22 protein-coding genes are annotated in these 26,386 nt (G+C 61.9%); 7 read left to right on the forward strand and 15 right to left on the reverse strand.

The features are described 5' to 3' along the window. Positions 1 to 111 precede the first annotated feature (111 nt). Complete coding sequence (locus AC0L3K_RS06805; protein ID WP_473365635.1) at positions 112 to 5,991, forward strand: AAA family ATPase; 5,880 nt, start codon at positions 112 to 114, stop codon at positions 5,989 to 5,991. 739 nt (positions 5,992 to 6,730) lie between these two features. Here AC0L3K_RS06805 and AC0L3K_RS06810 read toward each other — a convergent pair. Continuing rightward, entirely contained in the window at positions 6,731 to 7,507 is a 777-nt protein-coding gene (locus AC0L3K_RS06810; RefSeq protein WP_007592612.1) for a cyclase family protein, read from the reverse strand. Positions 7,508 to 7,553: 46 nt separating this feature from the next. Continuing rightward, positions 7,554 to 8,543: a fumarylacetoacetate hydrolase family protein gene (locus AC0L3K_RS06815; RefSeq protein ID WP_007592614.1), complete on the reverse strand. Its 990-nt coding sequence runs from the start codon at positions 8,541 to 8,543 to the stop codon at positions 7,554 to 7,556. A gap of 88 nt (positions 8,544 to 8,631) precedes the next feature. On the opposite strand from AC0L3K_RS06815, the gene AC0L3K_RS06820 reads away from it, so the two are divergent. Genes AC0L3K_RS06820 through AC0L3K_RS06840 form a run of 5 tightly spaced genes read left to right on the forward strand, consistent with a single transcriptional unit; the run spans position 8,632 to position 12,623 of the window. After that, entirely contained in the window at positions 8,632 to 9,579 is a 948-nt protein-coding gene (locus AC0L3K_RS06820; protein ID WP_473365636.1) for an ABC transporter substrate-binding protein, read from the forward strand. A gap of 11 nt (positions 9,580 to 9,590) precedes the next feature. Continuing rightward, positions 9,591 to 10,295 (forward strand): GntR family transcriptional regulator, encoded by a 705-nt coding sequence (locus AC0L3K_RS06825; protein ID WP_473365637.1) that lies wholly within the window; start codon positions 9,591 to 9,593, stop codon positions 10,293 to 10,295. Then, entirely contained in the window at positions 10,292 to 11,098 is an 807-nt protein-coding gene (locus tag AC0L3K_RS06830; RefSeq protein WP_473365638.1) for an ABC transporter ATP-binding protein, read from the forward strand. Before AC0L3K_RS06825 ends, AC0L3K_RS06830 begins: the two co-directional genes overlap by 4 nt. Then, on the forward strand, positions 11,095 to 11,859 hold the full coding sequence (locus AC0L3K_RS06835) for an ABC transporter permease (protein ID WP_007592622.1): 765 nt from the start codon (positions 11,095 to 11,097) through the stop codon (positions 11,857 to 11,859). The genes AC0L3K_RS06830 and AC0L3K_RS06835 overlap by 4 nt, the downstream gene beginning before the upstream one ends. Then, complete coding sequence (locus tag AC0L3K_RS06840; protein WP_473365639.1) at positions 11,856 to 12,623, forward strand: ABC transporter permease; 768 nt, start codon at positions 11,856 to 11,858, stop codon at positions 12,621 to 12,623. The genes AC0L3K_RS06835 and AC0L3K_RS06840 overlap by 4 nt, the downstream gene beginning before the upstream one ends. Positions 12,624 to 12,806: 183 nt before the next feature. Here AC0L3K_RS06840 and dhaK read toward each other — a convergent pair whose 3' ends face one another. From dhaK to AC0L3K_RS06900, 12 genes are all read right to left on the reverse strand, one after another. Further along, entirely contained in the window at positions 12,807 to 13,796 is a 990-nt protein-coding gene (gene dhaK, locus AC0L3K_RS06845; RefSeq protein ID WP_007592624.1) for a dihydroxyacetone kinase subunit DhaK, read from the reverse strand. A gap of 39 nt (positions 13,797 to 13,835) precedes the next feature. After that, entirely contained in the window at positions 13,836 to 14,267 is a 432-nt protein-coding gene (locus AC0L3K_RS06850) for a hypothetical protein (protein ID WP_007592625.1), read from the reverse strand. Further along, positions 14,264 to 15,862 (reverse strand): phosphoenolpyruvate--protein phosphotransferase, encoded by a 1,599-nt coding sequence (gene ptsP, locus AC0L3K_RS06855; protein ID WP_473365640.1) that lies wholly within the window; start codon positions 15,860 to 15,862, stop codon positions 14,264 to 14,266. Before ptsP ends, AC0L3K_RS06850 begins: the two co-directional genes overlap by 4 nt. A 5-nt stretch (positions 15,863 to 15,867) precedes the next feature. Beyond that, on the reverse strand, positions 15,868 to 16,182 hold the full coding sequence (locus tag AC0L3K_RS06860; protein WP_473365641.1) for an HPr family phosphocarrier protein: 315 nt from the start codon (positions 16,180 to 16,182) through the stop codon (positions 15,868 to 15,870). Next, positions 16,175 to 16,576 carry a dihydroxyacetone kinase phosphoryl donor subunit DhaM gene (gene dhaM, locus AC0L3K_RS06865; protein WP_473365642.1) on the reverse strand — a complete coding sequence of 134 codons (402 nt, stop codon included), beginning with the start codon at positions 16,574 to 16,576 and terminating at the stop codon, positions 16,175 to 16,177. Before dhaM ends, AC0L3K_RS06860 begins: the two co-directional genes overlap by 8 nt. Further along, a complete protein-coding gene (gene dhaL / locus AC0L3K_RS06870) occupies positions 16,573 to 17,187 on the reverse strand; it encodes a dihydroxyacetone kinase subunit DhaL (protein ID WP_473365643.1) in 615 nt (204 codons plus the stop codon). Before dhaL ends, dhaM begins: the two co-directional genes overlap by 4 nt. Continuing rightward, positions 17,184 to 18,191: an ABC transporter ATP-binding protein gene (locus AC0L3K_RS06875; protein WP_354127817.1), complete on the reverse strand. Its 1,008-nt coding sequence runs from the start codon at positions 18,189 to 18,191 to the stop codon at positions 17,184 to 17,186. Before AC0L3K_RS06875 ends, dhaL begins: the two co-directional genes overlap by 4 nt. Continuing rightward, positions 18,184 to 19,281 carry an ABC transporter ATP-binding protein gene (locus AC0L3K_RS06880; RefSeq protein WP_354127816.1) on the reverse strand — a complete coding sequence of 366 codons (1,098 nt, stop codon included), beginning with the start codon at positions 19,279 to 19,281 and terminating at the stop codon, positions 18,184 to 18,186. The genes AC0L3K_RS06875 and AC0L3K_RS06880 overlap by 8 nt, the downstream gene beginning before the upstream one ends. A 6-nt stretch (positions 19,282 to 19,287) precedes the next feature. Beyond that, positions 19,288 to 19,500 carry a hypothetical protein gene (locus AC0L3K_RS06885; protein ID WP_354127815.1) on the reverse strand — a complete coding sequence of 71 codons (213 nt, stop codon included), beginning with the start codon at positions 19,498 to 19,500 and terminating at the stop codon, positions 19,288 to 19,290. After that, a complete protein-coding gene (locus AC0L3K_RS06890; protein WP_473365644.1) occupies positions 19,497 to 20,450 on the reverse strand; it encodes a carbohydrate ABC transporter permease in 954 nt (317 codons plus the stop codon). Before AC0L3K_RS06890 ends, AC0L3K_RS06885 begins: the two co-directional genes overlap by 4 nt. Continuing rightward, positions 20,447 to 21,406, reverse strand: a complete 960-nt coding sequence (locus AC0L3K_RS06895) for a carbohydrate ABC transporter permease (RefSeq protein WP_354127813.1) — start codon at positions 21,404 to 21,406, stop codon at positions 20,447 to 20,449. Before AC0L3K_RS06895 ends, AC0L3K_RS06890 begins: the two co-directional genes overlap by 4 nt. A 102-nt stretch (positions 21,407 to 21,508) precedes the next feature. Beyond that, entirely contained in the window at positions 21,509 to 22,855 is a 1,347-nt protein-coding gene (locus AC0L3K_RS06900; RefSeq protein ID WP_354127812.1) for an ABC transporter substrate-binding protein, read from the reverse strand. Positions 22,856 to 23,318: 463 nt separating this feature from the next. On the opposite strand from AC0L3K_RS06900, the gene AC0L3K_RS06905 reads away from it, so the two are divergent. Beyond that, positions 23,319 to 23,525, forward strand: coding sequence for a hypothetical protein (locus AC0L3K_RS06905; RefSeq protein WP_473365645.1), 207 nt, complete (start codon positions 23,319 to 23,321; stop codon positions 23,523 to 23,525). 431 nt (positions 23,526 to 23,956) lie between these two features. Here the strand turns inward: AC0L3K_RS06905 and AC0L3K_RS06910 are convergent, their stop codons facing one another. After that, positions 23,957 to 25,033, reverse strand: a complete 1,077-nt coding sequence (locus AC0L3K_RS06910) for a VCBS domain-containing protein (protein WP_473365646.1) — start codon at positions 25,031 to 25,033, stop codon at positions 23,957 to 23,959. Positions 25,034 to 26,386 lie beyond the last annotated feature (1,353 nt).

Here is a 26,386-nt window from a genome sequence, read left to right on the forward strand (position 1 = left end):
GAAGCCCGCTTTTATGGCAGTGTCGATGTAGCCACAGAGCGCAACACAGTACCTCCTCGCCCGATATTGGTCACGCGGAGGCTTCGGGGTTGAACCCAGCGTTTTGGGTTGATGCGCATGGATAGCCGGTTCCAAGTGCTATGGGAGGACGATGACCGCATCTTTTGCCGGCCATTGCGTCCGGCTTCCGATGGCGCCTGCAGAACTGTATTGGCCGTACTTCCCAAGGCGAAACACGCTTCGTCCGGCCTCCTCGATCGTCTTGATCACGAGTTTGCGCTGAAAGACCAATTAGATGAGACTTGGGCAATGCGGCCGCTCGGGCTGGAGTGCGATGGTGACCGTCCAGTGCTGCTGCTCGAGGATCCTGGTGGCCAGCCGCTCGAACAGTTGCTTGGTGCGCCCATGGACATCGGACGCTTTCTGCAGCTCGCGATCGGCATCGCCGCAGCCCTGAACAAGGTGCACCAACGCGGCCTCGTCCACAAGGACGTGAAGCCGGCGCATATTATGGTGAACTGCGAGGACGGACGGGTCCGGTTCACCGGGTTCGGTATCGCCTCGCGCCTCGCCCGCGAGCGACGCGCCCCTGGGCCGCCGGAATTCATCGTGGGCACGCTGCCCTATATGGCTCCCGAACAGACCGGATGGATGAACCGGTCGATCGATTTCCGGAGTGACCTCTATTCACTTGGCGTTACGCTCTATCAGATGCTGACCGGCTCGTTGCCGTTCTCAGCGGCACATTCCATGGAGTGGGTGCATTGCCACATTGCGCGAAAGCCAGTGGCGCCCGGCGAGCGGGTAAGCACTGTACCGGCTGCAATCTCGACCATAGTCCTCAAGCTGCTCGCCAAATCCGCCGAGCAACGCTACCAGAGCGCTTCAGGCCTCGAACATGATCTACGCCGCTGCCTGATTGAATGGGAAACCGGAGGCCGCGTCGAAGAGTTCGCGCTCGCACAATACGACACGCCCGACCGACTGCGGATCCCTGAGAAGCTCTACGGACGGGACCGCGAGATTGAAGCCATGCTGGCCGCCTTTGACCGGATGATCAAGAGCGGCGCGCCGGAATTGATGCTGGTTACCGGCTATTCCGGCGTTGGTAAATCCTCGGTAGTCAATGAGCTCCATCGTCGCCTTGTTCCGTCCCACGGGCTGTTCGCATCAGGCAAGTTCGACCAGTACAAACGCGATATTCCCTATTCAACGGTAGTGGAGGCTTTTCAGAGTCTCGTGCGGTTCCTTCTGAGCAACAACGAAGCCGAGCTGACGCACTGGCGCCAAGCGCTTCGTGGTGCGCTGGGCGCCAATGGACGACTTGTTACCGATCTGATCCCTGAATTGCGGTTGATCATCGGAGAGCAGCCACCCGTCCCTGAGCTCCCTCCGCAGCAAGCACAGAACCGCTTCCGTCTCGTGCTCCGGCGCTTCATAGGGGTATTCGCACAGTCCGAGCATCCATTGGCGTTGTTCCTCGACGATCTCCAGTGGGTCGATGCCGCCACGCTCGATCTGATCGAGGACCTTTTAACCCGCTCCGAACTGCAATACCTGATGCTGATCGGCGCCTTTCGCGACAACGAGGTCACCGTCGCTCATCCATTGTGGTACAGGCTTGAGGCCATAAAGAGTGCTGGCGCTAACGTGCAGCAGATCATTCTAGCGCCGCTTGCCAGCTCACACATTTCGCGTTTGATTTCCGATGCTCTTCGCTGCGATTCGACGCGTGCCGCGCCACTCGCGAAGTTGATTCACGATAAGACGGCTGGCAACCCATTCTTTGTGATTCAATTCCTTCAGGCGCTTGCCGAAGAGGGATTGGTCCGCTTCGATCACGACGCACGGTGCTGGTGCTGGGATCTCGCTCGCATTCACGTCAAGGGCCACACCGACAATGTCGTGGATCTGATGATCGCAAAGCTGACCCGCCTGCCTGCCGAGACGCAGATCACGCTGCAGCGGCTGGCCTGTCTCGGCAACATCGCCGACACGAGGACAATTTCGATCGTCCTCGGTCGCTCCGAGCAGCGGGTACACGCGGATCTGTGGGAGGCCATTCGCCAGGAATTGGTCGAGCACCAGCCAGGAGTGTATCGGTTTGTCCACGATCGAGTGCACGAAGCCGCCTACTCGCTGATTGCGGATGATCAACGCGCGGCGCTGCATTTGCGAATCGGTCGGGAGCTGCTGGCGCAGACCCCCCGGGAGAAGTGGGAGAGGGCTATTTTCGAGATCGTCAACCAGCTCAACCGTGGCGAGCCCTTGATCACCTCGCGAGACGAACGCGAGCAACTCGCAGAGCTTAATCTGACAGCCAGCCTGCGCGCGTGGGGGGCGGCGGCCTACGCGGCATCGCTCAACTATGCCGCTGCCGGTGCCGCGTTGTTACCAGACGACTGCTGGGAGCAACGCCAGCAGCTTGCCTTTGCGTTCGAGTTGCATCGCGCCGAATGCGAGTTCGTGACTGGCTCGGTCCTGGAGGCAGAACAGCGCTTGCAGGAGCTGACGACGCGAACCGCGACCGCCGCCGACCTTGCTGTCGTCGCGCGCCGCCGGGTGGATCTGTATACGGCGCTCAGTGAGCCGGACCGCGCGGTTAGCGCCGGTCTCAGCTATCTGGAACAACTCGGGATTCGATGGGTAGTCCACCCAAGCGATGATGACGTCCGACGCGAATACGAGCACGTCCGATCTCGGCTCGGGAATCGGTCGGTCGAGGAGCTATTGGATCTGCCGTTGATGAGTGATGCACTCGCACTAGCGACCATAGATCTTTTGACGGCGCTCATGCCGCCGGCGTTTTTCACTGATGCGAACCTTCGCTCGCTGGTGGCCCTAAAAGCGGTGGAGATCAGCCTCGAGTGGGGGAACAACGATGCTTCATGCGTTCCTTACGTCATGTTCGGCGCCATTGCCGGCGCGCGCTTCGGCGACTATCAGGCGGGCCTTCGATTCAGCCGTATCGGCACTGAGCTGGTCGAGCGGCGCGGATTTTCGCGCGTGCACGCCAGGACCTACCTGAACTATGGCAACCTTGTCCTTTCATGGACCAAGCACCTCCAGCATGCCCGAGACGCCTTTCAGCGCGCATTTGAGGCCGCGAGCAGCAGTGGCGACGTCACGTTCGCGGCCTTCAGTTGCGCCAGCTTGAATACGAATTTCCTTGCGGCGGGCGATGCGCTTGCAGAAGCGCAGCGCGAAGCCGAGCACGGGTTGCAGTTGAGCAAGAAGGCGAAGTTTGCGTTGGTGGCCGACATCATAATGCCGCAGCTTGGGCTAATCCGTATGCTGCGCGGCCTGACGCGGCGTTTCGGCGCTCTGCACGACGACCCGTCCGACGAGCTTCGGTTCGAACGGAGTTTGGCCGCCGATCCGGCATTCGCGCTGCCCGAGAGCTGGTATTGGATCCGCAAGCTGCAAGCGTGCTTCTTTTCCGGCGACTATTCGCCGGCCGTCGACGCCGCATCGAAGGCGCGGAGACTGCCGTGGTCACCACCGCAGCTACTCGAGACGGTGGAATACGAGTTCTATGCAGCGCTATCACACGCTGCATGCTGGAATTCGGCACACCCCGAACAACGTCAAGGGCACCTTGAGGCCTTGACTGGGCACCACACGCAGCTCGATTTGTGGGCACAGAATTGCCCGGAGAATTTCGCGGACCGCGCTATTCTAACGGGCGCCGAGATCGCCCGTCTCCAAGGCAGAGAACTGGACGCGGAGCGTCTCTATGAACAAGCCATCCGCTCCGCTCGCGACAACGGCTTCGTCCACCACGAGGCGATCGCTTATGAATTGGCCGCGCGGTTTTACGGCGCGCGTGGTTTCGAAGAATTTGCTGGCATCTATTTGCGGAGAGCGCGCGACTGCTATGTTCGTTGGGGGGCAGACGGTAAAGTGCGGCAACTTGAGGATATGCACCCGCACCTCAGGGAGGCGAGATCAGAGCCAGGCCCGATGAGCACGATTGGAGCGCCGATCGAGCATCTCGACCTCGCCACTGTCATCAAGGTGTCGGAAGCGGTGTCAGGTGAGATGGTGCTGGAGACGCTTATCGAGACGCTCATGCGCACTGCCATCGAACAAGCAGGGGCTGAACGCGGTCTGCTGATCCTGTCGCACGACACCGAGCCGCGCATTGAAGCGGAAGCCACGACAACCGGCGATAAAGTTACTGTTGAACTGCGCAATACAGCGGTGACCGCGGATCTCCTTCCCGAATCCGTTCTCCATTACGTACTGCGAACCAGAGAGTGCGCGGTTCTCGGGGATGCCACGGTCCAGCCTCCCTTTGCCACGGACCCCTACGTTAATCAGCGCAACGCTCGTTCCATTCTCTGCATGCCCCTGATCAACCGTGCGAAAGTTATCGGCGTGCTTTACCTCGAGAATACACTGACGCCCTACGTTGTTGCACCGGCGCGAATTGCGGTGCTGAAGCTGCTCGCCTCACAGGCAGCAATCGCGCTGGAAAATGCGGCTTTGTACCGCGATCTCGGAGAACGGGAAGCGAAAATCCGACGCCTTGTCGATGCCAACATCATCGGAATCATCATCTGGGAGCTTGAAGGTTCGATTCTGGAGGCCAACGATGCGTTTCTCAGCATCGTGGGATACGACCGTGAGGATCTCGTCTCGGGCCGCCTGCGCTGGACTGACCTGACGCCGCCTGAATGGCTCGACCGCCACGAGCGATGGTGGATCCCGGAACTAAAAAAGATGGGTAGCGTGCAGCCGTTCGAGAAAGAGTATTTCCGCAAGGACGGAAGCCGCGTGTCGGTGTTGATCGGCATGGCTGCGTTCGACGAACAACGAGACCAGGGCGTCTCCTTTGTCGTTGACCTGACGGAGCGCAAACGATCGGAAGTGGCTCTGCAGGAGAGCGAGGAGCGTTTCCGGACTCTCGTACAGTTCTCTTTCGACGTGTACTGGGAATCCGATGCGCGGCATCGTTTCATTCGCCAGGAATTCGCCGAAGGCATGGTCGACGCACCCGCGTCGGGCTCTGAACTTGGTAAGACGCGCTGGGAAGTGCCCTACTTGGAGCCCGACGAGGAGGCTTGGCGCAAGCATCGGGAGACGCTCGATGCCCACCTTCCGTTCCGCGATTTCGAGCTCGCGCGCCCTACGCCCGATGGCGGCAAGCGCTACGTGTCCGTCTCCGGGCTGCCGGTGCTCGACAAGTCCGGGCACTTCATCGGTTATCGCGGCGTTGGACGGCACATCACCGAACAGAAGCGGGCCGCAGAGGCGCTGCGCGAGATACAGAAGGAGCTTGCGCACGCTAACCGCCTCGCCACCATGGGCGAACTCACGGCCTCGATCGCGCATGAAGTGAGCCAGCCGATTGCCGCGGCATCCATGAATGCTGGTGCGGCCGCGCGATTCCTGGAGAGAAATCCGCCGGATCTTGAGAGGGTCAGGGAATCACTGGACTGGCTTATGAACGATACCGCTCGGGCCAGCGACATCATCCAACGAATTCGCGATCTCGTCAAAAAAGCACCGCCCCGGAAGGATCGCTTGGACATCAATGAGGCGATCAGGGACGTTATTGAGCTTACCCGCGGCGAAGCGATGAAGAACGGCATCTCGGTGCAGACGGAATTTGCAGACAGCTTGCCGCTTGTCGAGGGCGACCGCGTCCAATTGCAACAAGTGGTTCTCAACCTGATTGTCAACGCTGTCCAGGCAATCGGCACGGTCGCGAATGGAGCCAACAAAGTGCTGATCACCACCGCGCAGGCTGCACCGAACGGTGTTCTCGTCGAGGTAAAGGACTCGGGACCGGGGATGAGCTCTGAAACCTTCGAGCACGCCTTCGCGCCCTTCTACACGACGAAGCCCAGCGGTTTGGGGGTGGGACTGTCGATCTGTCGTTCGATTATCGAAGCGCATGCCGGACGCTTGTGGGTGACGCGCAACCAGCCCCACGGCGCAATTTTTCACTTCACCGTACCGGCCCACCCTGCCGACGCTTCTTGATTGTGGCCGGATTGCCGGTTCCAACTTCGAGCACGCACCTCGCGCTTTGCGGTCGAGAAGATCAAGTCGATCACAGCCCTGCCGATCCCGGCTGCCGCGGCGGGGATTAAATCACCAAGCTGTCGCAGAACGGTCGAGGGATCACGAGGCGACTGGGCAAAACAGGTTGTCCGTTTTGCCCGCCCTAGTATCCTATTCTACGACGAGCGCGTAGTCGGCCTGTACCGTTGAATCTGCACACCGTATCGCATTGCGCGAAGATGCAGAAATAAACAAAAAAGCATAAGTCGCACTGCTATCCGGGGCACGATCGCAAAAAACGTCGCACGAGATCCGCCTTTTTCTCGTCGACCCCATCCGTCTTGGCGCACCAGGGCTCGAACCTGGGACCCGCCGATTAAGAGGCGTATGATTTGCTTGGAAGATCAATGCCCATTCCGACAACTTCACCGCCAGACCTACATTGGACCTACCGTGGGTTTTCTCTTCGTCGGAATGACGGGTCTCAGTTTAACCAGAGCGCGGCGGAACACGGATCTTGACTCGTCGGGGGCTCAAGTCGGGAAACCGCTATCGCTTTTCCCCAACATGACTCAAATCTGCGATATTTCCTGCGATCGTCCGCCCAAACTCAGAAGCATGTCGAACGGTAAGTTCAATGGTGCAAGCGCAACCGGAGACCGACTATTGCTGATGATGGCCATTTGAACCGCGATTGGCGCGCACGGGGCCTGAGAGGCTAGCTCTCCAAAATTGCGACCGCTCGCGTCCATCCTGCAGAGGCTCGCTCAATTTTCACGGGGAAGCATGACACCTTGAAGCCGGTCGACGGCAGCAATTCGAGATTGTGCAGCTTCTCGAGATGGCAATAGCCGATATGGCGGCCGGCCTTGTGACCTTCCCAGATCAGCCTGGCGTCCCTGGTTTCGGCGTATTTCTTCGCGGTATGAACGAACGGCGCGTCCCAGCTCCAGCCGTCGATACCGGTCAGGCGCACACCGCGCTCGAGCAGGTACATGGTTGCTTCATAGCCCATCCCGCAGCCCGACGTGACGTAGTCCTGCCGGCCATATTTGGCACCGGCGCTGGTGTTGACCACGACGATCTCCAACGGCTTCAGCTCATGGCCGATGCGCTTGAGCTCGGCCTCGACGTCTTTGGCCGTTGCGACATAGCCGTCGGGCAGGTGCCGGAAGTCGAGCTTCACGCCGGGCTGGAAGCACCATTCCAGCGGCACTTCGTCGATGGTCCAGGAACGCTCGCCGCGATTCATGGTCGGGTGAAAATGCCAGGGTGCGTCGAGATGCGTGCCGTTGTGGGTCGAGAGACTGACCTGTTCCACCGCCCAACCCTGCCCGTCGGGCAGATCCTCGGCCTTCAACCCGTCGAAGAACTGCAGCATGCGCGGCAGGCCCTGCTGGTGGTCGATATACTGGATCGTCGGATGATTGCCGGGCGGGTCGGCCGGCACGTCGTTCTGGAGGGGGACGGAAATGTCGATCAGCTTGGTCGTCATGGCGCTTCCTCGTTGATTGTTCTCGTTGGGGCCGTCAGGCGTCCCTTCAGACTTCTTGCCGCTCGACGCGGTTCTTCAAAATACCGATCTTCTCGACCGCGAGCTCGATCGTATCGCCATGCCCGAGAAACCAGCCGAGCTCGAGGCCGCAGCCATTGCCGACCGTGCCGGAGCCGATGAATTCGCCGGGCATCAGCGTCTCGTCCTGCGTGACATGGGCGATGATCTCCTCGAAGGAAAACAACATGCCCTCGCTCACGCCCTTCGAGCGGGTCTCGCCGTTGACGCGCGCTTCCATCTTCAAATGATAGGGATCACCGATCTCGTCCGGTGTCACGATCCAAGGACCCATCACGTTGCCGCCGTCGAAGCTCTTGCCCTTGGCCGGGCCGAGCCGTCCCTCCATCTCGATGCGCTGTGCGTCACGCGCGGAGAAATCGTTGAAGATCGTGTAGCCGAAGATGTGATCCTTCGCATTCGCGGCGGAGACGTTCGCACCCTTGTTCTTGGTGATGATTCCGAATTCGAGCTCGTAGTCCATGACCTTGCTGTAGCGCGGCCATTTCACCGTGGTGTTGGTGCCGCGGACGCTGAAGCGGTTGGTGATGTAGAAGATCGGCTGCTTGCGATAGACCTCGGGCAGCTCGCCGAGCGGCTCGGCGTCGATGCGGGCCAGTTCGGCCATGTCGCCCCTGGCGCGGGCGGCGAGCTTCCGCTGCCCGCGTGGCGCTTGCAGGATGTGCAGGGGAAACGACATGCCGTCGCGCATCTGCCGCGGCTCCGGCACCGGCGCGAGGATGTCGACGGCACTGACTGCCGCCGACAGCGTCGCGTCCGGGCCGTGCTTGTCGAGCAGGGCCCTGGCCCGATCGAGCGCGCGGGGCCCGGCGTCGATCAGCGCCAGCATCGAGCCGAAGGCCGGATCGGCCTGGCCGTCCCGCGCGGCGGCGGCGGCGAAGTCGAACAGCTGGCTGTCATTGTCATGGACGGCTCCGATCTTCTCCTGACCGGCAGATCTGAATGTTGCGAGCTTCATCTTGGGTACCCCTTGCTATCGTTTGAAATATATGATCAGATAAAATATCGATAAACAAGCCTGAAAAATACAAATTGGGGAGAGCGCTGTGAGGCGAACGCAGATCAAGGCGATGTTGGGTCTCGCGCTTGGAGTTGCAGGGTCCGTTGCCTGGACGGCACCCGCGCTGGCGCAGGCCAAGATCCAGATCGGCTGCACTGCGACCTCCGACTGCGCCTCGGCCATGGTGGCTGTCGATGAAGGCATTTTCAAAAAGCACGGGCTGGATGTCGAGATGACGCCGATTGCGATCAACTCCAACATCCCGGCGGCAATCCTGTCGAACTCGATTCAGGTCGGCGGCCCCACCTCCACCGTCTTCCTCCAGGCCGTCGACGGCGGCCTCGACCTTGTCGCGATCGCCGGCGCCTCGGTCATGAACCCGACCTCGAACACCGCGATCGCCGCCTTCGTCCGCAACGGCATCACCATCAAGGAGCCGAGGGATTTCATCGGCAAGAAGGTCGGCGCGCCCGGCCTCAACGCCTTTCTCCACGTGCTGTTCGTGAAATGGCTCGTGGAGAAAGGCGTCCCGCCCAGAAGCGTCAATTTCGTCGAAGTCACCTTCCCGACCATGGCTGACATCATCAAGTCAGGCGGCGTCGATGCGGTGCTCACTGCCGAGCCGTTCGTCACGCGCATGACCAATGCGGGGATCGGTTCGGTCGGCGCGCGGTACGGCGCCGAGCTCGGCCGCACCGACCCGATCATTTTCTATGCCGCGGGGCGCGACTGGGCCGAGAAGAATGTGGCGACGGTGAAGAAGTTCCGCGAAGCCATCGCGGAGGCCGCCGCAATCGTCAATAGCGATCGCGAGAAGGCCTCCGCCTCGATCGCCAAGTTCACCAAGCAGCCACTCGAGCTCGTCAAGGCGACACCGCCGAACCAGTCCGAGCCGAATCTCAAGCCGGAAAACCTCGCCTGGTGGATCGATGTGATGTCGTCGCAGAAGATGCTGCAGTCGAAACTCGACCCCGCCAAACTGGTGCTAAACTGAGGACATTGGCAATGCCTGCCCCCGAGCGCACTCTCGAACCTCCTCCGGCTGAGGCCGGCACTTTGAGCGAGCGCGCCGCAAACCTCATCGAGCAGGACATTCTTTCCGGGGATCTCGCACCGGGATCGCGGCTCGGCATCGTCGATCTCGTGCAGCGCTACGAGATCGGCGCCACCCCCCTGCGCGAAGGCCTGTCCCGGCTGATGTCGCGCGGCCTGATCGTCGGCATCGGCCAGCGTGGTTTTCGTGTCGCCGAGGTCAGCCATGACGATCTCGCCGACATCACCTGCATGCGGACGGCGGTCGAAATTGAGGCGGTCAGGCTCGCCATCCTCCGCGGCGACGTCGCCTGGGAGGCCGGCATCGTCAGCGCGCTGCATCAGATGCGCCGGCATATCGAGCGCACCGGCAATGAATTCCGCGAGGGTGCGGCCGATTTCGATCGGCTGCACAAGGGCTTTCACACCGCGCTGCTCGCGGCCTGCGGCTCGCGGCGCATGCTGACCGCCCATTCCGACCTCTACGATCAGGCCTATCGCTACCGCCGCATGATGATGCGCGCCATCGACAGCGGCGAGGAATTCATACGGAGCCACCAGATGCTCGCCGACCGCGTGCTCGCCCGCGATCTTGCCGCCGCGCAAGCGATGCTGGCCGCGCATCTGCACTCGACCATCAATTTCGTGTATCCGGCGACAAGCGGGGAGCAATTATGAGTGTCGTTGCCAGACTCGACGAGGCGCGCGCGGCGCGACGGCAAAAGGCGCTGATCGCGTTCAGCACCGCGACACTGCAGCTCGGCGGCAAGACCATCATCGAGAATCTTGATCTGGAGGTGCGGCCGGGCGAATTCCTCTGCATTGTCGGCGCCTCCGGCTGCGGCAAGACCACAGCGCTGCGGCTCGCCGCGGGCCTCTACAGCCCTAGGAGCGGCGTCGTGACCTTCGACGGCGAGCCGATCACCGGGCCGCGCCGCGAGGTCGCGATCGTATTCCAGGATTACGGCAAGGCGCTGCTGCCGTGGCGGACCGCGGCCGGCAACATCTCGTTGGCGCTCGAAGCCTCCGGTGTTCCGGCACGCGAGCGCAGCTCGCGCATCGCGGCGCTGCTGCGCAAGATCGGCTTGTCCGATCACGCTGACAAATATCCGACCGAAATGTCGGGCGGCATGCAGCAGCGCCTGCAGATCGCGCGCTGCCTTGCGCAGGAGCCGACGACGCTGCTGATGGACGAACCGTTCGGCGCGCTGGATGCGATGACGCGCCAGGGGCTGCAGGACGAGGTCCTGTCGCTGACGCAAATGAGCCAAACGACCGTGATCTTCGTAACCCACGATCTCGAGGAGGCGATCTACCTCGGCGACCGCGTCGTCGGCCTCCTGCCGCATCCGGGCCGGATCGGCATCGAGCTCGACGTCGACCTGCCGCGCCCTCGCGACCAGTTGGCCACGCGCGAGCATCCGGAATTCCTGCGGCTGCGCCGGCAATTGTTCGACTTCATCAAGGCGACCGAACATTGAGTCTCGACCGCGCCAGGCCCTTGCTGTTGCCGCTGACGCTGATGCTTGCGTTCGAGCTCTGGGCGCGCCTCACCCACCTGCAGAGCGACAGCCTCGCCCCGCCCAGCGCGATCCTCGCGGCGCTGGCCGCGGCGCTTACCGATCTCTCGATTCCGACCGCGACCCGCGACACACTGTTCGCCGCCTTTTCCGGACTGGCGATCGGCAGTGCCATCGGGCTTTCGCTCGGCATTGCCTTCGGAATGTCGCGGCCGCTTGACCGGTTGATGGAGGTAACGGTCGAGGCGATCCGCCCAATTCCCTCGATCGCGCTGCTGCCGATCACGCTGATTGCGCTCGGCTTCGGCTACCGGATGGAGATCGTGATCGTGGCGTTCGCCTGCATCTGGCCGATGCTGATCATGACGCGCAGCGCCGTGCGTGGCATCGAGCCGCGATTGATGGAAGTGTCACGGGCTTTGCGGCTGAGCGCGGCGCAACGGATCGCGAAGATCGTGATCCCGGCCGCGCTGCCGCGGATCTTCATCGCCTTTCGTCTGTCGGCCGGTATCGCCCTGATCGTCGCTGTCACGGTCGAGATCGCCATCAATCCGATCGGCCTGGGCGCCGGCATCATGCTGGCGCAGCAGGCGCTACGCGCCGACCTGATGCTCGCCTATCTGCTCTGGATCGGCGTGATCGGCTACGCGCTGAACCTCCTTTTGATTGCGGCCCAGCGCCGGCTGTTCGGCCGTGCCGCGCTCACCGGAGACAATCCATGAGCCGCGCTGCGATCCTCTGGCGTTTCGCAAGCATCCTCGTCGCGGCCGGTTTCATCGCGGCGTGGCAGCTCGTCGCCGATCTGCGGCTGGTCTCACCGGTGTTCCTGCCCGGTCCGGACCGAGCCTGGGCTGCCCTGGCGCGCGGCTTTTCGAGCGGCGATCTCGCAAGCAAGCTCATCGGCACGCTCGAACACATGGCCTATGGCTGGCTCGCCGCTTCGATCGCCGGCATTGCGCTCAGCGCGCTGATCGGATCGTCAAGGATGATGCGCGCCTATGTGGCGCCGTCCCTGGAATTTTTGCGGCCCCTGCCGGTCTCCGCGATCATCCCGGTCGCGATCGCGATGCTCGGGCTGACGCAAGGCATGGCGCTGTTCGTCATCGCCTTCGGCGCGATCTGGCCGATCATGCTCGCAACCATCCACGGCTTTGCCGTGGTCGAGCCGCGGCTCTACGAGGTCGCCCGCTCGCTGCAGATGTCGCGCGGCGCCGTCATCGGCAAGATCGCCCTGCCCTCGGCATTGCCCGACATCCTTGCGGGCATGCGGCTCAGCCTGACGGTCGCGCTGATCCTTTCGGTGGTCTGCGAGATCCTGGCCGGACTCGACGGCCTTGGCCAGTGGGTCTTGCTCTCGGCACGTGCGTTCCGATCCGCCGACCTGTTCGCCGGCGTCATTCTGCTCGGTGCGACCGGATATTTGACCTCAATTGCGGTGTCGCTCGTCGAGCAGCGAATGCTCGCTTGGCAGAGTACAGCCCGATAGCGTGGCGATCCATCGCCAGACAAGAATGGCCCGCGCGATGCGGGCCATTCCAACAATTGAGCCGCGAGGGCTGCATTGAACTTTCGATGGATTTTCTCTTGGGTAGGAACGACGAGGCTTAGTTTCGCGGGAGCGGAGTCGATAAGTCATTGTTTGTGATCAAAACCAAGCCGCGAGCTGAGATCAGACGCCCCACCGCAGAGCTGCCGTCTGCACCGGGGCATCCCATAATTTCGTCGACTTGCTATCGAGCACAGATACGGTGATCGAGACACCAGCCATGTCGAGGGATGTGACGTAGGAACCGGTCAGGTAGCGCGCCACTGCCACCCCCGCGCTGTCCAGAATCCGCTTTGCGGCATTGACCATCAGATAGAGTTCGATCAGAGGCGTCGCGCCAAACCCGTTGACGAGAAGCAGCACTTCACTCCCCTTGCCGGGCGCAAGATCGTTCAGGATCGCATCGAGCAGCTCGGCGGCAATCGCATCGGCGGACGCCAGCGTCACCCTGCGCCGGCCGGGCTCACCATGAATGCCGACGCCCATTTCCATTTCATTGTCGGCCAATGCGAAGTTTGGCCGCCCTACGGCCGGCACGGTGCATGGCAACAGCGCCACCCCCATCGAGCGCGTGCGCCGGTTGACCTCTTCGCCGAGCGCCGTGAGAGCGGCAAGCGGCATTCCGGTCTCGGCCGCAGCGCCGACCATTTTTTCCACGATCAATGTCCCCGCGACGCCGCGACGACCGGTCGTATAGGTCGATTTCTCCACAGCCACGTCGTCGTTAGTCACCACGCTCGCAACTTCCCGCGCGGCCATCTCGGCTGCCATGGTGAAGTTCATCACGTCACCTTCGTAGTTCTTGACGATGAAGAGCACGCCTGCGCCCGTGTCGACGGCCTCCGCGGCCTCGATCATCTGGTCTGGCGTCGGCGAGGTGAAGACTTGACCGGGGCAAGCGGCATCGAGCATGCCGAGGCCGACAAAGCCCGCATGCAGCGGCTCATGTCCCGCGCCGCCACCCGAAATCAGCGCGACCTTGCCTGGCTTCAACGTGCGGCGCCGGACGAATTTGCGCTCGGCACCAAGAAGCAGGATACCCGCATGAGCCGCCGCGAAACCGTCCAGACTTTCTTCGAGTATCGTATCGGTGCTGTTGATCAGCTTTTTCATGAACGTCCTCCCATCTCGTCTAAAGTTCAAATCAATGGCTCAACCCACACTTTCGGCATAGCGCGCGAGTTGCGCGGCGAAATCCACAATCAGCTGTTCGAGCGCACGGTTCTTCTTGTCGTCGCCGAGGTCGGGTACGGTCACCGAGACAATGCGGGTGCGCGCCTCGCGGTGGGGTGCGCGCAGCCGGCCGGGATGCGCGCGTCCATAGGCTTTGAGGAACGCCGCGCGCTCAGTGCCTGACAGATGGCAGACTTCGAAGATGATCGCGACATGCTTCGCCGGAATAGGAACCAGATAGGCCGGATTGGTGATCTGGGTCACGAAGGAGCGATTCTTGCCCAACGCCGCCGCCAGCTTCAGCCGCGTCCCCGAGGGCCTGTTGTCGAGCACCCGTCGCAGGATGGCCTTGTAGTCCGCCACATTGCTGTCACCAGGCGCGCGGGTATCCTCGCCTGCTTCATCCGTCATGAACGCACCTTTGCGATTGCGGCCTTGAGCCGCGCGACGGCAATCGGCGACACCGAGAGAATTGTCAACCCGGTGGCGATCAGCGCCGCGGTCAGGCGCGTATCGGCCGCGGCGTCACCACAGAGTGAGACCTCCACGCCACGCTTTCGTCCGGCCTCGACAGTCCGAGAGATCAGCGCCAGCACCGCCGGATTGCCGGTATCGTTGAGGTCCGCGACGGCACCGACGTCGCGCGCCGCCGCCATCGTGTACTGGGTCAGGTCGTTCGAGCCGATGGAATAGAACGCCGCGCCGAAATCCTCGGCGCGAAGCGCCGCCGCCGGGACCTCGACCATGATGCCGAGCGGCGGGTGGGCGCAGGCGATCCCTTCGGCCCTGAGCGCCGTGAACTCTGCATCCAGCAGGGCATTCGCACGATCGAGCTCCGAAGGGACCGCGATCATCGGCAGCATCACCTTCAGCACCCCGTGCACAGCCGCACGGCACAGTGCCCGCAGTTGCACCCGAAACACTTCCGGCCGCGCGAGCGAGAGACGGATGCCGCGCAGACCGAGGAACGGATTGCGCTCGTTATCGATCGTCAAGCCGGCGATTGGCTTGTCGCCGCCCGCATCGAGGGTGCGGATTGTCACCGGCCTTCCCTCGGCCCACTCGAGAATGCGCCGATAGACTGCATATTGCGCATCCTCATCCGGCAGGCCTTGGGCCGCCTCGAACAGAAATTCCGTACGCACGAGGCCGATGCCGTCGCAGATTGCAGGATCGAGGCCGGCGAGGTCCTCGGGCGCGGCGATATTGAGAAGGACCGCGATCCGCCGGCCGTCGGTCGTGCGTGCGGACTCAAGGCAGGCGGCATCGGCGGCGGCTTGGGCGGCATTCGCAACCGCCATGCGCTGTTCGAACAGGCGGCGCGTTTCCGGCTCGGGATCAAAGATCACGGTGCCGGCATCGCCGTCGACGAGCGCCAGCGCAGGTGGCTGTCCGTTCCACGACAGTGGGCCGAGCCCAACGACCATGGGCGCCCCGCGCGCCCGCGCCAACATCGCAACATGCGAGGAAGGTGAGCCCGCAGCCAGCGCGATGGCGCCGCCGTGCGACCAGTCGGCAGCAAGAAAAGCGGAAGGGGTGATGTCGTCAGCCGCCACGATCGAGCCGCTGGTAATCCTGGCGACCGTGTCCACGCCGCTCAGATGCGCAAGCACGCGGTCGCGGATGTCGACGATATCGGCCGCACGGGCACGGAAATATTCATCTTCAGCAGCGCGATAGCCAGCTATCTCCACGTCGAGTGCCAAGCGCCAGGCGTGGTCGGCAGTGATCCCGTCCGAGATGACCCCATATGCCGGCTCCGCCAGCGCATCATCCTCAAGCATGGCGACCTGGAATTCGAGAATGTCGGCTACATCGCCCCGCATCGTCTTGATCTGGTTGGCGATCTCCGCCCTCGCGCCCTCAATCGCTGCCCGCAGTGCCGCCGCCTCTTGCGCTGGATCGTCGCTCGCTGTCCGCCTGGCCACAGCCGCAGTCAGCATGGTGACCGGTCCGATCGCGAGACCCGGCGAGGCAGCACGGCCGGTGAGATGGATCTCTGACACTGCGATCAGGCCTCACCGAAACCATCATGCACAAGCGCCAGTACAGCAGCAAGTGCTGCCTTGCCATCGGAACCGGTAACGCGGAAATGCAGTGTTGCGCCCTGCGGCGCCTTCACACGCATGACCTTTACGGGGCTCTTGGCGTCCGTCCAGGGCCCGTCCGCCGAGAGGGCGAGCTCTATCTTCGCGGTAAAACCCTTTGCGCACTGCGTGAGCTTGACCGACGGTCGCGCATGGAGACCGACTTTGTTGACGAGAACCGCCGAGGCTGTCAGCGGCACCGTCGTTTCGCCCGGCCGGCTGGCGTGAGCATCATGCATAGAATTCCTCCGCGCTACGCTTGACAGCGGCAAGCGGCGAGCCACCCGAAGACTCGGTTGCCGCAATCACAGCTCCCTCGACCACCGGAGCATTGCAGACGACGACGCGCGCGCGTCGATCTTCAGGTAGCATTTCCACCGCCATCTCGGAATTTGTCTCCGCCCCGCCGAGATCAACCAGCACCGCCACGCCTGCGGGCGACCACGCCGCTTCAATCGCGTCGAGGATCCCGGCAACATTGGTGCCGAGCCCTCCATCGATGTCGCCGCCTGTCCAGGCGAGCGGCACGGCGCTGCCTACCATCTGGCGCACCATATCCGCCGCGCCTTCCGCGATCTTGGGGGAATGTGAAACGATAACGATCCCGACATTGCCGGAATTTGAACTGTTCATGAACTTGCCTCGAATTCCAGTACCTTGATTGCCGCGCCAATCAAAAGGGACGCCGAACGCGAACCGGGATCCATATGACCGATGGAACGTTCGCCGAGAAAGGACGCACGGCCGCGGATCGCAAGCATGGGCGTGGTGCGATCGGCCGCTTGCGCCGCTTCCGCTGCAATCGCCTCGGCATCGCCACCGCCCGCCAACACGACCTGCACCGGCACCAGGACATCCAGCAACGTTTTCTGCCCCGCCTCAGAACGCCCGCGCGCCTTGACGGCGTCGATCGCCTTCTCGGTCGCTGCGACGAGATCAGCGCGGCTCGGCTGCTCCGGAAGTGCCTTGCCCAGCTCCATGAAGAAAGTTCCGACCAGCGGCCCCGAAGCACCGCCGACCTTCATGACTAAAGTCATTCCGATCGCCTTCAGCATGTCCGGGAGCGCCTTGTCGGCAAGGCCCGGCAATGCCGCCAGCACTGCCTCGAAACCACGCTTCATGTTCAGTCCGTGATCCCCATCGCCAATCGCCTGGTCGAGGCTCGTCAATTCGTCGGCGTGCTCGATCATCGACCTCGCCAGCGCTCGCACCAGTCTTTCCCTGGCTACCCGATCAAGGCTCATGCCGCTACCCTCCAGCCCATCGCATCGAAGAACAGAGGTTTGTTCAGACAGAGCGACACCACATCACCGGCGCCGAAGCCCGCCTCGGGATCCGCCAGCGTCACCACCGGCCGGCCGGCGAGGTCGAGATGGAGATGGCTCTGATCGCCGAGATGTTCAACCCGCTTGACGGTCGCCGACACATCGCCACCGCCGCGCGCAATCGTCAGGTGCTCGGTCCGCGCACCGATCGTCTCGGCGCCATCAGGCGCGCCGCCGAACAGGGCCGCCGGCAGCAGATTGATCGTCGGCTGGCCCAGCCTTGCCGCGACATGCGCGTTGATCGGGTTCTCGTAGATTTCGCGCGGCGAGCCGACCTGCATCAGCCGCCCGCCTTCGATTACACCGATGCGCGACGCCATGGTCATCGCCTCGGTCTGATCGTGGGTGACATAGAGGATCGTGGCGCCGAGATCGACCTGGATCCGCTTGAGCTCGAGCCGCAGTTCGCCGCGCAGCTTGGCGTCCAGCGAGGAGAGCGGCTCGTCCATCAGGTAGATCGAGGGCGAACGGACCAGAGCCCGCCCGATCGCGACGCGCTGCATCTGCCCGCCCGACAGCTGCGTCGCCTTGTTGTCCAGCTTGGTCTCGATATGAAGAAGACGCGCGACCTCCTGCACCTTCGCGCGGATATCGGCTTCCGGCACGCGCCGGGTCGGCGCGCGCAACGCGAAGGCCATGTTCTCGAACACCGTCAGGTGCGGATACAGCGAATATTGCTGGAAGACAAAGGCGACGTCACGGTCCGCCGGTGCATCGCAGGTCACGTCGCGCCCGTCGATGCGGATCGAACCGCTGTCCGGCTGCTCCAATCCCGCGATCAAGCGCAAAGCCGTGCTCTTGCCGGCACCAGTCGGCCCAAGCAACGCGACGAACTCGCCATCGCCAATTGTCAGCGACAGATCGTTCACAGCTTGCGTCTTGCCGAAGGCCTTGGAAATGGCGTTGATCTCGACCTCAGCCATGCGCGCCTCCCTCATGCAACGCGGTACGAATGGCCCGGCCCGACACCTTGTCGAAGACTGACAGCGTATCGGGCCGGAAATCGAGCCCGACAGTCTCGCCCGTCCGGAAGGATCTGCTGCTGGGTGAGCGGGCCTTCAGTGCGCCGTAGTGCGTCGTCACGGTCACGATCTGCGTCGTGCCGAGATATTCCGTGCCATAGACCACCCCGCGGACCATGCCGCGATCGGTGAAGCGCACATGCTCGGGCCGCACCCCCAGCACGAACTCGCTTTCCGCCATCGCCTCGCGCAAGGGAGGAATTGCAACGTCGCGCTCACCGAGCCGGATCGCCTCCGCGCCCGTCTGCAGGTGACCACGGAACGGCAGAAGGTTCATCGGCGGCGAGCCGATGAAATCCGCGACGAAGAGCGAAGCAGGCCGGTCGTAGATGTCGCGCGGGCTCGCAACCTGCTCGACGACGCCATTGTTCATTACCGCGATCCTGTCGGCCATCGCCATGGCCTCGAGCTGGTCATGCGTGACATAGACGGTGGTTGCTCCCAGGCGGTCATGCAGGGCGCGTAGTTCATGAATCATGGCCTCGCGCATCTCGGTATCGAGCGCGCCGAGCGGTTCGTCCATCAGAAAACACTTCGGCTTGCGCACGATCGCTCGCCCCAGCGCGACGCGCTGACGGTCGCCGCCGGAAAGGCCCGACACCGATCGGTCGAGCAGATGGGAGATCCGCAGGATGCGCGCGGCCTCTACGACCCGCCGATCGCGCTCGGCCGCACTGATCCCTTCGCATTTCAGGGGAAAGCCGATGTTGCGCCGGACATCCATGTGCGGATAGAGCGCGAAGAGTTGGAACACGAAGGCGATGTCGCGCGCCGATGCGCGGTTCATCGTCACGTCCTCGCCATCGAGCCGGATGGTGCCGGATGTCGGCAGCTCCAGGCCCGCAATCATGCGGAGCGTCGTGGTCTTGCCGCAGCCGGACGGTCCAAGCAGGCAGAGGAACTGGCCGTCCTCGACCGTGAAGCTGGCGGACTTGACCGCATGGAACGTCCCGAAGGACTTGTCGAGTGCCTCGACCCTGATCTGTGCCATCGCGCCCTACTCCCGAACCTTCGACACGATGGTGAGCATCACCGTGCCGAACAGGGTCGTCGCAAACGACCAGGAATACAGCGTCAGGGAGAATGGCTGCATCAGCATCACGACGCCGGCGGCGATGATCGCGGTCGCGGCGGCTTCGAGCGGACCACGGCGCAGAACGCGATCGGCAACACCGCGACGCGCGACGGATCGGGTGGCATCGATACTCATTTGCGGACGGCTCCAAAGGTGATGCCCCGCAGCAGATGCTTGCGCAGCAGCACCGTGAACACCACGATCGGCACCAGGAACAGCGTCGTGCCCGCCGCCACCGCGGGCCAGTCCTGTCCGCCCTCGCCGATAATGATCGGAATGAAGGGCGGCGCGGTCTGCGCATTGCCCGAGGTGAGAAGCACCGCGAAGGCGTATTCGTTCCAGGCGAAGATCAGGCAGAAGATCGCCGTCGCCGCAATTCCCGTCGTAGCCTGCGGCAGCACCACCTTCACGAAGGCCCGAAAGCGGGTGTATCCGTCGATCATGGCCGCCTCCTCATACTCGCGCGGGATTTCGTCGATGAAGCCCTTGAGCAGCCAGACCGCAAGCGAGACGTTGACCGAGGTGTACAGCAGGATCATGCCGAGCCTGGTGTCGGACAATCCGATGCTGCGGTACATCAGATAGATCGGGATCGCGACCGCGATCGGCGGCATCATCCTGGTCGATAGGATGAAGAACATCAGGTCGTCCTTCAGGGGCACGCGGAACCGCGAAAAGCCGTAGGCCGACAAGGTGCCGAGCGCGACGGCGAGCACGGTCGAGCCGAACGCGATGATCAGCGAATTGACGAAGCGCGGCACATAGTTCGAGGGACCGGCGACCACCATGTTACGGCTGCGCGCGATGCTGTCGCAAAGCCCCTGCGGCGCCCCCAGCGAACGGATGAACTCCGGGGTCTGGCGCGAGCGGGTCGTGAAGACGTTACAGAAGCCTTCGAGCGATGGCTTGAACATCATCTTGGGCGGATAGGAGATTGCATCGTCCGGCGACTTGAACGCGGTGAGGATGATCCACACCAGCGGGATCATGGTGATGATGGCATAGAGCACGACGAGCGAGCCGGCAAAACGCCGCGTCGTGGTCGACGGCTCGACGACGGAATGGGCTGTGGTGGCTGAGATCATCGGCTTTTCACCCTGTTCAGCGCCTTCACATAGATGTTGGCGAGGCCGAAGACCGTCACGAACAGGATGATCGCGAAGGCCGAGGAATAGCCGGTGCGCCAGCTCTCGAACGCCGCACGCTTGAGCGTGATCGACGCAACTTCCGTGGTCGACCCCGGCCCACCGCCGGTCAGCAGGTTGACCATGTCGAACATCTTGAAGTTCTCGATACCGCGGAAGAGCACCGCCAGCATGATGAACGGCAGCGCCATTGGCAGCGTGATCGACCAGAACTGCCGCCATTTCGACGCGCGGTCGACCTCCGCCGCTTCATAGATGTAACCAGGGATCGAGCGCAGGCCCGCGAGACAAATCAGCATCACATAGGGCGTCCACATCCAGGCATCGACGATGACGATGGCCCAGGGGCTCAGCGTGACGTCGCCCAGCATCTGGAACGACGAGGCCGCGCGTCCGGTGAAGAAGGCGACGACGTAGTTGAACAATCCGATCTGCGGCTGATAGAGGAACGTCCAGAAATTGCCGACGACGGCAGGTGACAGCATCATCGGCAGCAGGATGATCGTGGTCCACATCCCGTGGCCGCGGAACTTCTTATCGATGAGGTAGGCAAGGCCAAATCCGAGCACGGTCTCGATCACCACCGTCCAGATCACGAAATGCGCCGTCACCTGCATCGCCGCCCAGATATCCGGATCGGTCAGTATCGACTGGTACCAGTCGGTGCCCAGCCATATCGTCGGCGCGTTCGCCCGATTGGCGCGGTAGTTGGTGAACGAGAGATAGATCGTCCACACCAGCGGGAAGATGTTGATCGCCAGCAGCAGCACGATCGTCGGCGTGATAAAGAGCCAGGCGAGCGCCTGGTCCGACAAACCCCGGATACGACGCGCCACGGCTGGCCGGGCCGGGACGGCCCGATAGGTGATCTGGGACGAAGCACTCAAATCGTTCATGGCTTTGGTCGATCCTCGCGCCGGGACCATCAGCTATGCGACAGCTGCCGAGATTGCCGAAGAGTGCCTGGAGCGCGCTCGCGTGCGCCCCAGGCGGTTGCCTTAGAACTTCTTGCCTTCTTCCTTGAAGATGGCCTTCCAGTCCTTCACCAGACCGTCGAGCGCTTCCTGCGCGGTGCCCTTGTCCGCCACCACGTAGTCATGCACGCGCTTCTGTTCGGCCTGCAGGAGTTGCGCATAGGAGGGCTCGGCCCAGAAGTCGACGACCATTCCCATCGACTTCAGAAACTCCCCGGCGAACGGCGCGCTGTTCGGGAAGCTCGGATCGTTCAACACGGATTTGGCGCAGGAATAACCGCCCAGCGCCCACCACTTCTTCTGCACATCCCCGCCGGAGAACCATCTGATGTATTGCAGCGCTTCGCCCTGGTTCTTCGAATAGGAAACAACCGAGATACCCTGTCCGCCGAGCTGCGTCGCCTGCGTCGCGGGGCCCGCGGGATTGCTGAAGAAGCCGATCTTGTCGCCGCCAACGTTCGGATCCTTGTAGAGGCCTGGGAAGAAGGCGAAGAAGTTCATCTGCAGCGCGACCTGGCCTGACTTGAACGCATCAAGTCCTTCGGACATGTAGGAGTTGGAGGCGCCGGGTGGCGTACAGCACTTGTAGAGCTCCTTGTAGGCCTCAAGCCCCTTGACGGCGCCGGGCGCGTTGACGAAGCCGTCCATCGCATAGGGCTTCTTGGGATCCTGATATTGGAAGCCGTAATCGTAGAGATAGTTCGACACGCCCATGGTGATGCCTTCCGAGCCGCGCTCGGTATAGATCGAAGCGCCATAGACCTTCTTGCCGTCGATCTCACGGCCCTGGAAGAATTTCGAGATGTCTCGCAGTTCGTCGAGCGTCTTCGGCGCAGCGAGATCGCGGCCGTACTTGGCCCTGAAGTCGTTCTGGATCTCTGGCCGCGCAAACCAGTCCTTGCGATAGGTCCAGCCAACCGCGTCACCCATGGCGGGCAGCGCCCAATAGTTTGGCGTATTCTTCGGCCACTCCGAATAGCCGACCACGGTGGCCGGCATGTAGTCGTCCATGCTGATTCCTTCCTTCTTGAAGAAATCGTTGAGCTTGACGTACTGGCCGTTCTCCGCGGCGCCGCCGATCCACTGAGAATCTCCGATGATGAGATCGCACAACGAGCCGTGCGAGTTAAGCTCGTTCAGGAAGCGATCGGCATAGTTGGTCCACGGCACGAACTCGAACTTCATACCGATGCCAGTCTTAGCGGTGAAGTCCTTCGACAGTTCGACTAGCGCGTTGGCAGGGTCCCAGGCGGCCCAGCACAGCGTGATGGTCTTCGCCTGCGCGTGCGCAGGGGTAGTCCCCACTCCGGCACTGAGCGCGGATGCGAGAACTCCGAAACTAGTAAGAAGCGCCTTTACTGTCTGTTTCATAACGCTTTCCCTCCCAGTGGGGCCGGCCATCGACATGGCGCGACTCTCCAACCCGCTCGAATGCTTCGAGCAGAGCGATACAGTCCTTCACGGGCTGAACGACTAACGGACGTTTCCTCGTGCCTGCCTAGATTCTTAGGGATTCAGCCAAGCTCGATTTGTTTAGTGAACCACGATATACTAAACATTGCAAGCAGGCTGTGCGGGCATGTATCGGCGGCCCCACGAGCCCGCGCTCGACATGATCTTGTCGGTCAGCGGCATTGACATTTTTGGGACGAGCAGAGAAGATTTCCGCCGCGATAGCGCGACGCCCGTTCAAGACCTTGGTCTCTCCCTCCAAGCATCATGGGCAAGTATGAGCTAGCTCCGGCAACCGATGTCCAATTGAGTGCAATCGGGGACGGTGTATTCTCACAGACGACAAAACAAGGACCGCTCTTTCCTCCTTGCTTCTCGATCCATGATCCTGCCGCAGCTCAAAATCGTGGAGACGCAGCCACCGATACTGGCATTCAGTTCGGCTTGCGATCTAACCGACGGTGCTCCCCTTTCGAGGGCGATCGGCGCCGTCGTCGGTGCGTTCATGCTGCCCTGGATGAAGGCGACCTTCGGACCCGACAGCGCTGAAGCGCGTGTCAACATTCTTCCGATTACGTTGCCAACTTGAGCTCTACGTTGCGTCGACGCCCTTGGCCTCATGCAACGCGCAAAGATTCGTAAGCGACTTAGGTGGTCAGCACCGGCCAAACGATGGTCCATCCTTAGAGCCACGAGCCGGGCAGCCGCACCAGTTTCGCCTCAGAAACGGCGTGAACGAACCGCAACGAACGCGATCGAGCCCGAACGAAACTGCAGCGAAATCAGCGAACCCGATCGATAGTCTGCCGCTCATAACGGTCTGGTTGCAGGTTCGAGGCCTGCCGGCCCGCCAGCTTTCGCTCGCTTCGCGAGCTGCGGCTCGGCAAAGCCGGTGCCGCAAAAGGCATGGGATTATAGTGACAGTGCACTCAATGGCTCCGGTCCCTTTTGCGAGTTCGAACGCTCACAGCTAAGTGCACCGTCACGTAATTCCTACAGTTTCGTGTCGTTCCATCAAACCTAGCTCGCCATTCGCTGCCTCAGGTTCTGGTAGAATGCCGTCTCGAAATTCATGAAGCCGATGAACGATGCCGGGTCCCCGAAGGGAAGAATTTGGGTGGCCCAGAACCCACCGACCCCGTTCTGCCGATCAATCCAATAGAACAGATTGGCAAGGCCGGCCCAGCCTAGAGCGCCGGCGGGACGCCCGGTAGGGGCTTGCTCATCATTGATCATGAAGCTCAGCGCCCAGGATTTTGACTGGCCCGGGAAGAACTCCGCGTCGTTGCACAGCGACGGGATGACGCCGGTAATCGGCGTCACCTTCTTGTCGCCCAGGTGGTTCTTTTCAGCCATGCGCACGGTCTCCGCCTTCAGCACGCGGCCGTGCTCGCCCGCGCCGTCGTTTAACCACATCCGGATAAAGCGCATGTAGTCGCCGACCGTGCCATAAAGGCCATGGCCGCCCATATGCACTTCGGGCTTGGCCGGCAGCTCGAAATCCATCGGGGTGAGCGAGCCATCGGCACCTCTCGCATGGATCCCGGCCAGCCGTCCGCGCATCGCATCGGTCAGCTCGAACGTCATGTCCACCGAGCCGCTCTGCGGACTCGATGTGATGAAGACCGAGTCGTTTGCACCATTGAACTGGAGTGTCACGGTCGCCCAACTGAGCGTGCCATTGCCCAACTGGATAGCGTAGGTGAATGTGTCAGTCAGCGTTTGCCCGATCGCCAGCGCCTGAAGCTGAACGTTGATGTCGCCCTTGTCGTAATGAACGGTGCCGTCCGCCTCGATCCAGATGCGTGCACCGAGGGCGCTGCGGTCACCGGTTGCGGCAATTCCGGCGGCATCGCTGCTGTACGCTACATCTTTGACCAGCAAGTCCGCCGGTGCGTAGTTCTTGGTGGACGCGGAGGCGCTCGTTCCATTGTCCAGGGAGAACAGCGTCTTGGCCGCGCCCCCAAGGTCATTTGCCAGCACGTTCAAGATGAGAATGTTGCTGGCGTCTTCCCCAAACGAGAAACTGTCCGTGTTGGCTTGCGGAGTATTGCCGAACGAAACCGTGCTGCCGCCGCCCGTTGCCTGCGTCGCCATAGCCTAAATCCTCTGGGTGATGCGCCGTCCGCATTCACGGACCGGCACAAATTGCACAATGGCGCGGGGATGATCGGCCGTTGCCTTGCCTATGCTGCTGAAGAAAGATGCCGAGCTACTCAGCATGCCTATCGTCCTGCTCAGCGCTTCGTGCCGCTCAAGCCTGATTAGGGCTAGAGCCGCTCCGAGCTTGCGAGCGAATGTCGTGTGCACGGTCGCGCACCTGACAGCCGCCATGTTTGCAAACCGCAAACTTGGCTGGATCGAAAAATCGAAGATTGACGGAGAATAATTCGAAATTTCCCGAGCCCGAGTGAACATTGCTACAAAATGCGTGCACGTCATTCGCAACCTCGCCTGCCAATGCAGAGCAGAGAGCGTCGCCGCGAAATCAATTCACGCAAATTGGTAGCGCTCGCTCGAACGGCGACAGGCCGCCCACCGCGGCAATCCACCAACTGCTGCCAAGTTACGCGAAAGATCTAGCGGTATCCCCCTTGCCCATCGTGGCCGGTGCTTGGCCGCCCACGTTTGGCAATTATTGATTTTGCAATATTCGCGACCTCAGAAGCGACAACCGCGACGAGGAAGCGTCACGATCATCCACTCCCGATTAAATCAAACCTATTTTAAATTAAAGCAGCAGTCCATTTATTTATTTATGAGCCGCATTTAATGATTAATGCATCAAAACCGATAAGAAGGAGGCTCTTGCGCCACTCCTTGCGAGGCGGATCCGGACTTTTACGGGTTTTACCCAGATGCACTCGGTCCGCAAGATGGTCATTGCTACGCGTAGATCGACAGTCGCAGGGAGCCAACTGGAGCCAAACTCAGCCCTATCTGCGAAGACGAGGCATGAAAGCAACAGCCTCGCAATGCGTTGCGCGTGATTATTAACTTGCGCACCCGACGCGATCCAGACCCGCCCGCTGTGACGCGGCGAACTTGGCTTTCAATGTGATGCTGGTCATCCTCATGGGGGAGGTAGCCGTCGTTGTCGCCGGGGTCCACGTTCCAGAGTGTGAGACCATCGCGGGACTCTAGGGTGGTGCGCTCCAAGAGCGAGGCGCGTAGCCAGACCGCTGACGCAACCCAACTGCTGGGTTATGGCTCAGTACCCGGGGCATGTGCCCTGGAGGGCGGAGAGAAGAGTCCTCGGTTGGGATTTCTGGCATTGCGATGCTCGCGCATGAAGCTTCGCATCTCGTGCTGGCGTCCCGCGCAGTTTCTCGTTCGCTTTACGGCGCAGCGGGGCCCGGCGAGCAAGCATTCGAAATCCATGTGAAGCTTAAACCGAAAGCAGTTCCCGGTCGGCTTACAAATGGAACCAAATTGACCGCCATTAAATGA

Source organism: Bradyrhizobium sp. MI1.10 (genome assembly GCF_055811035.1).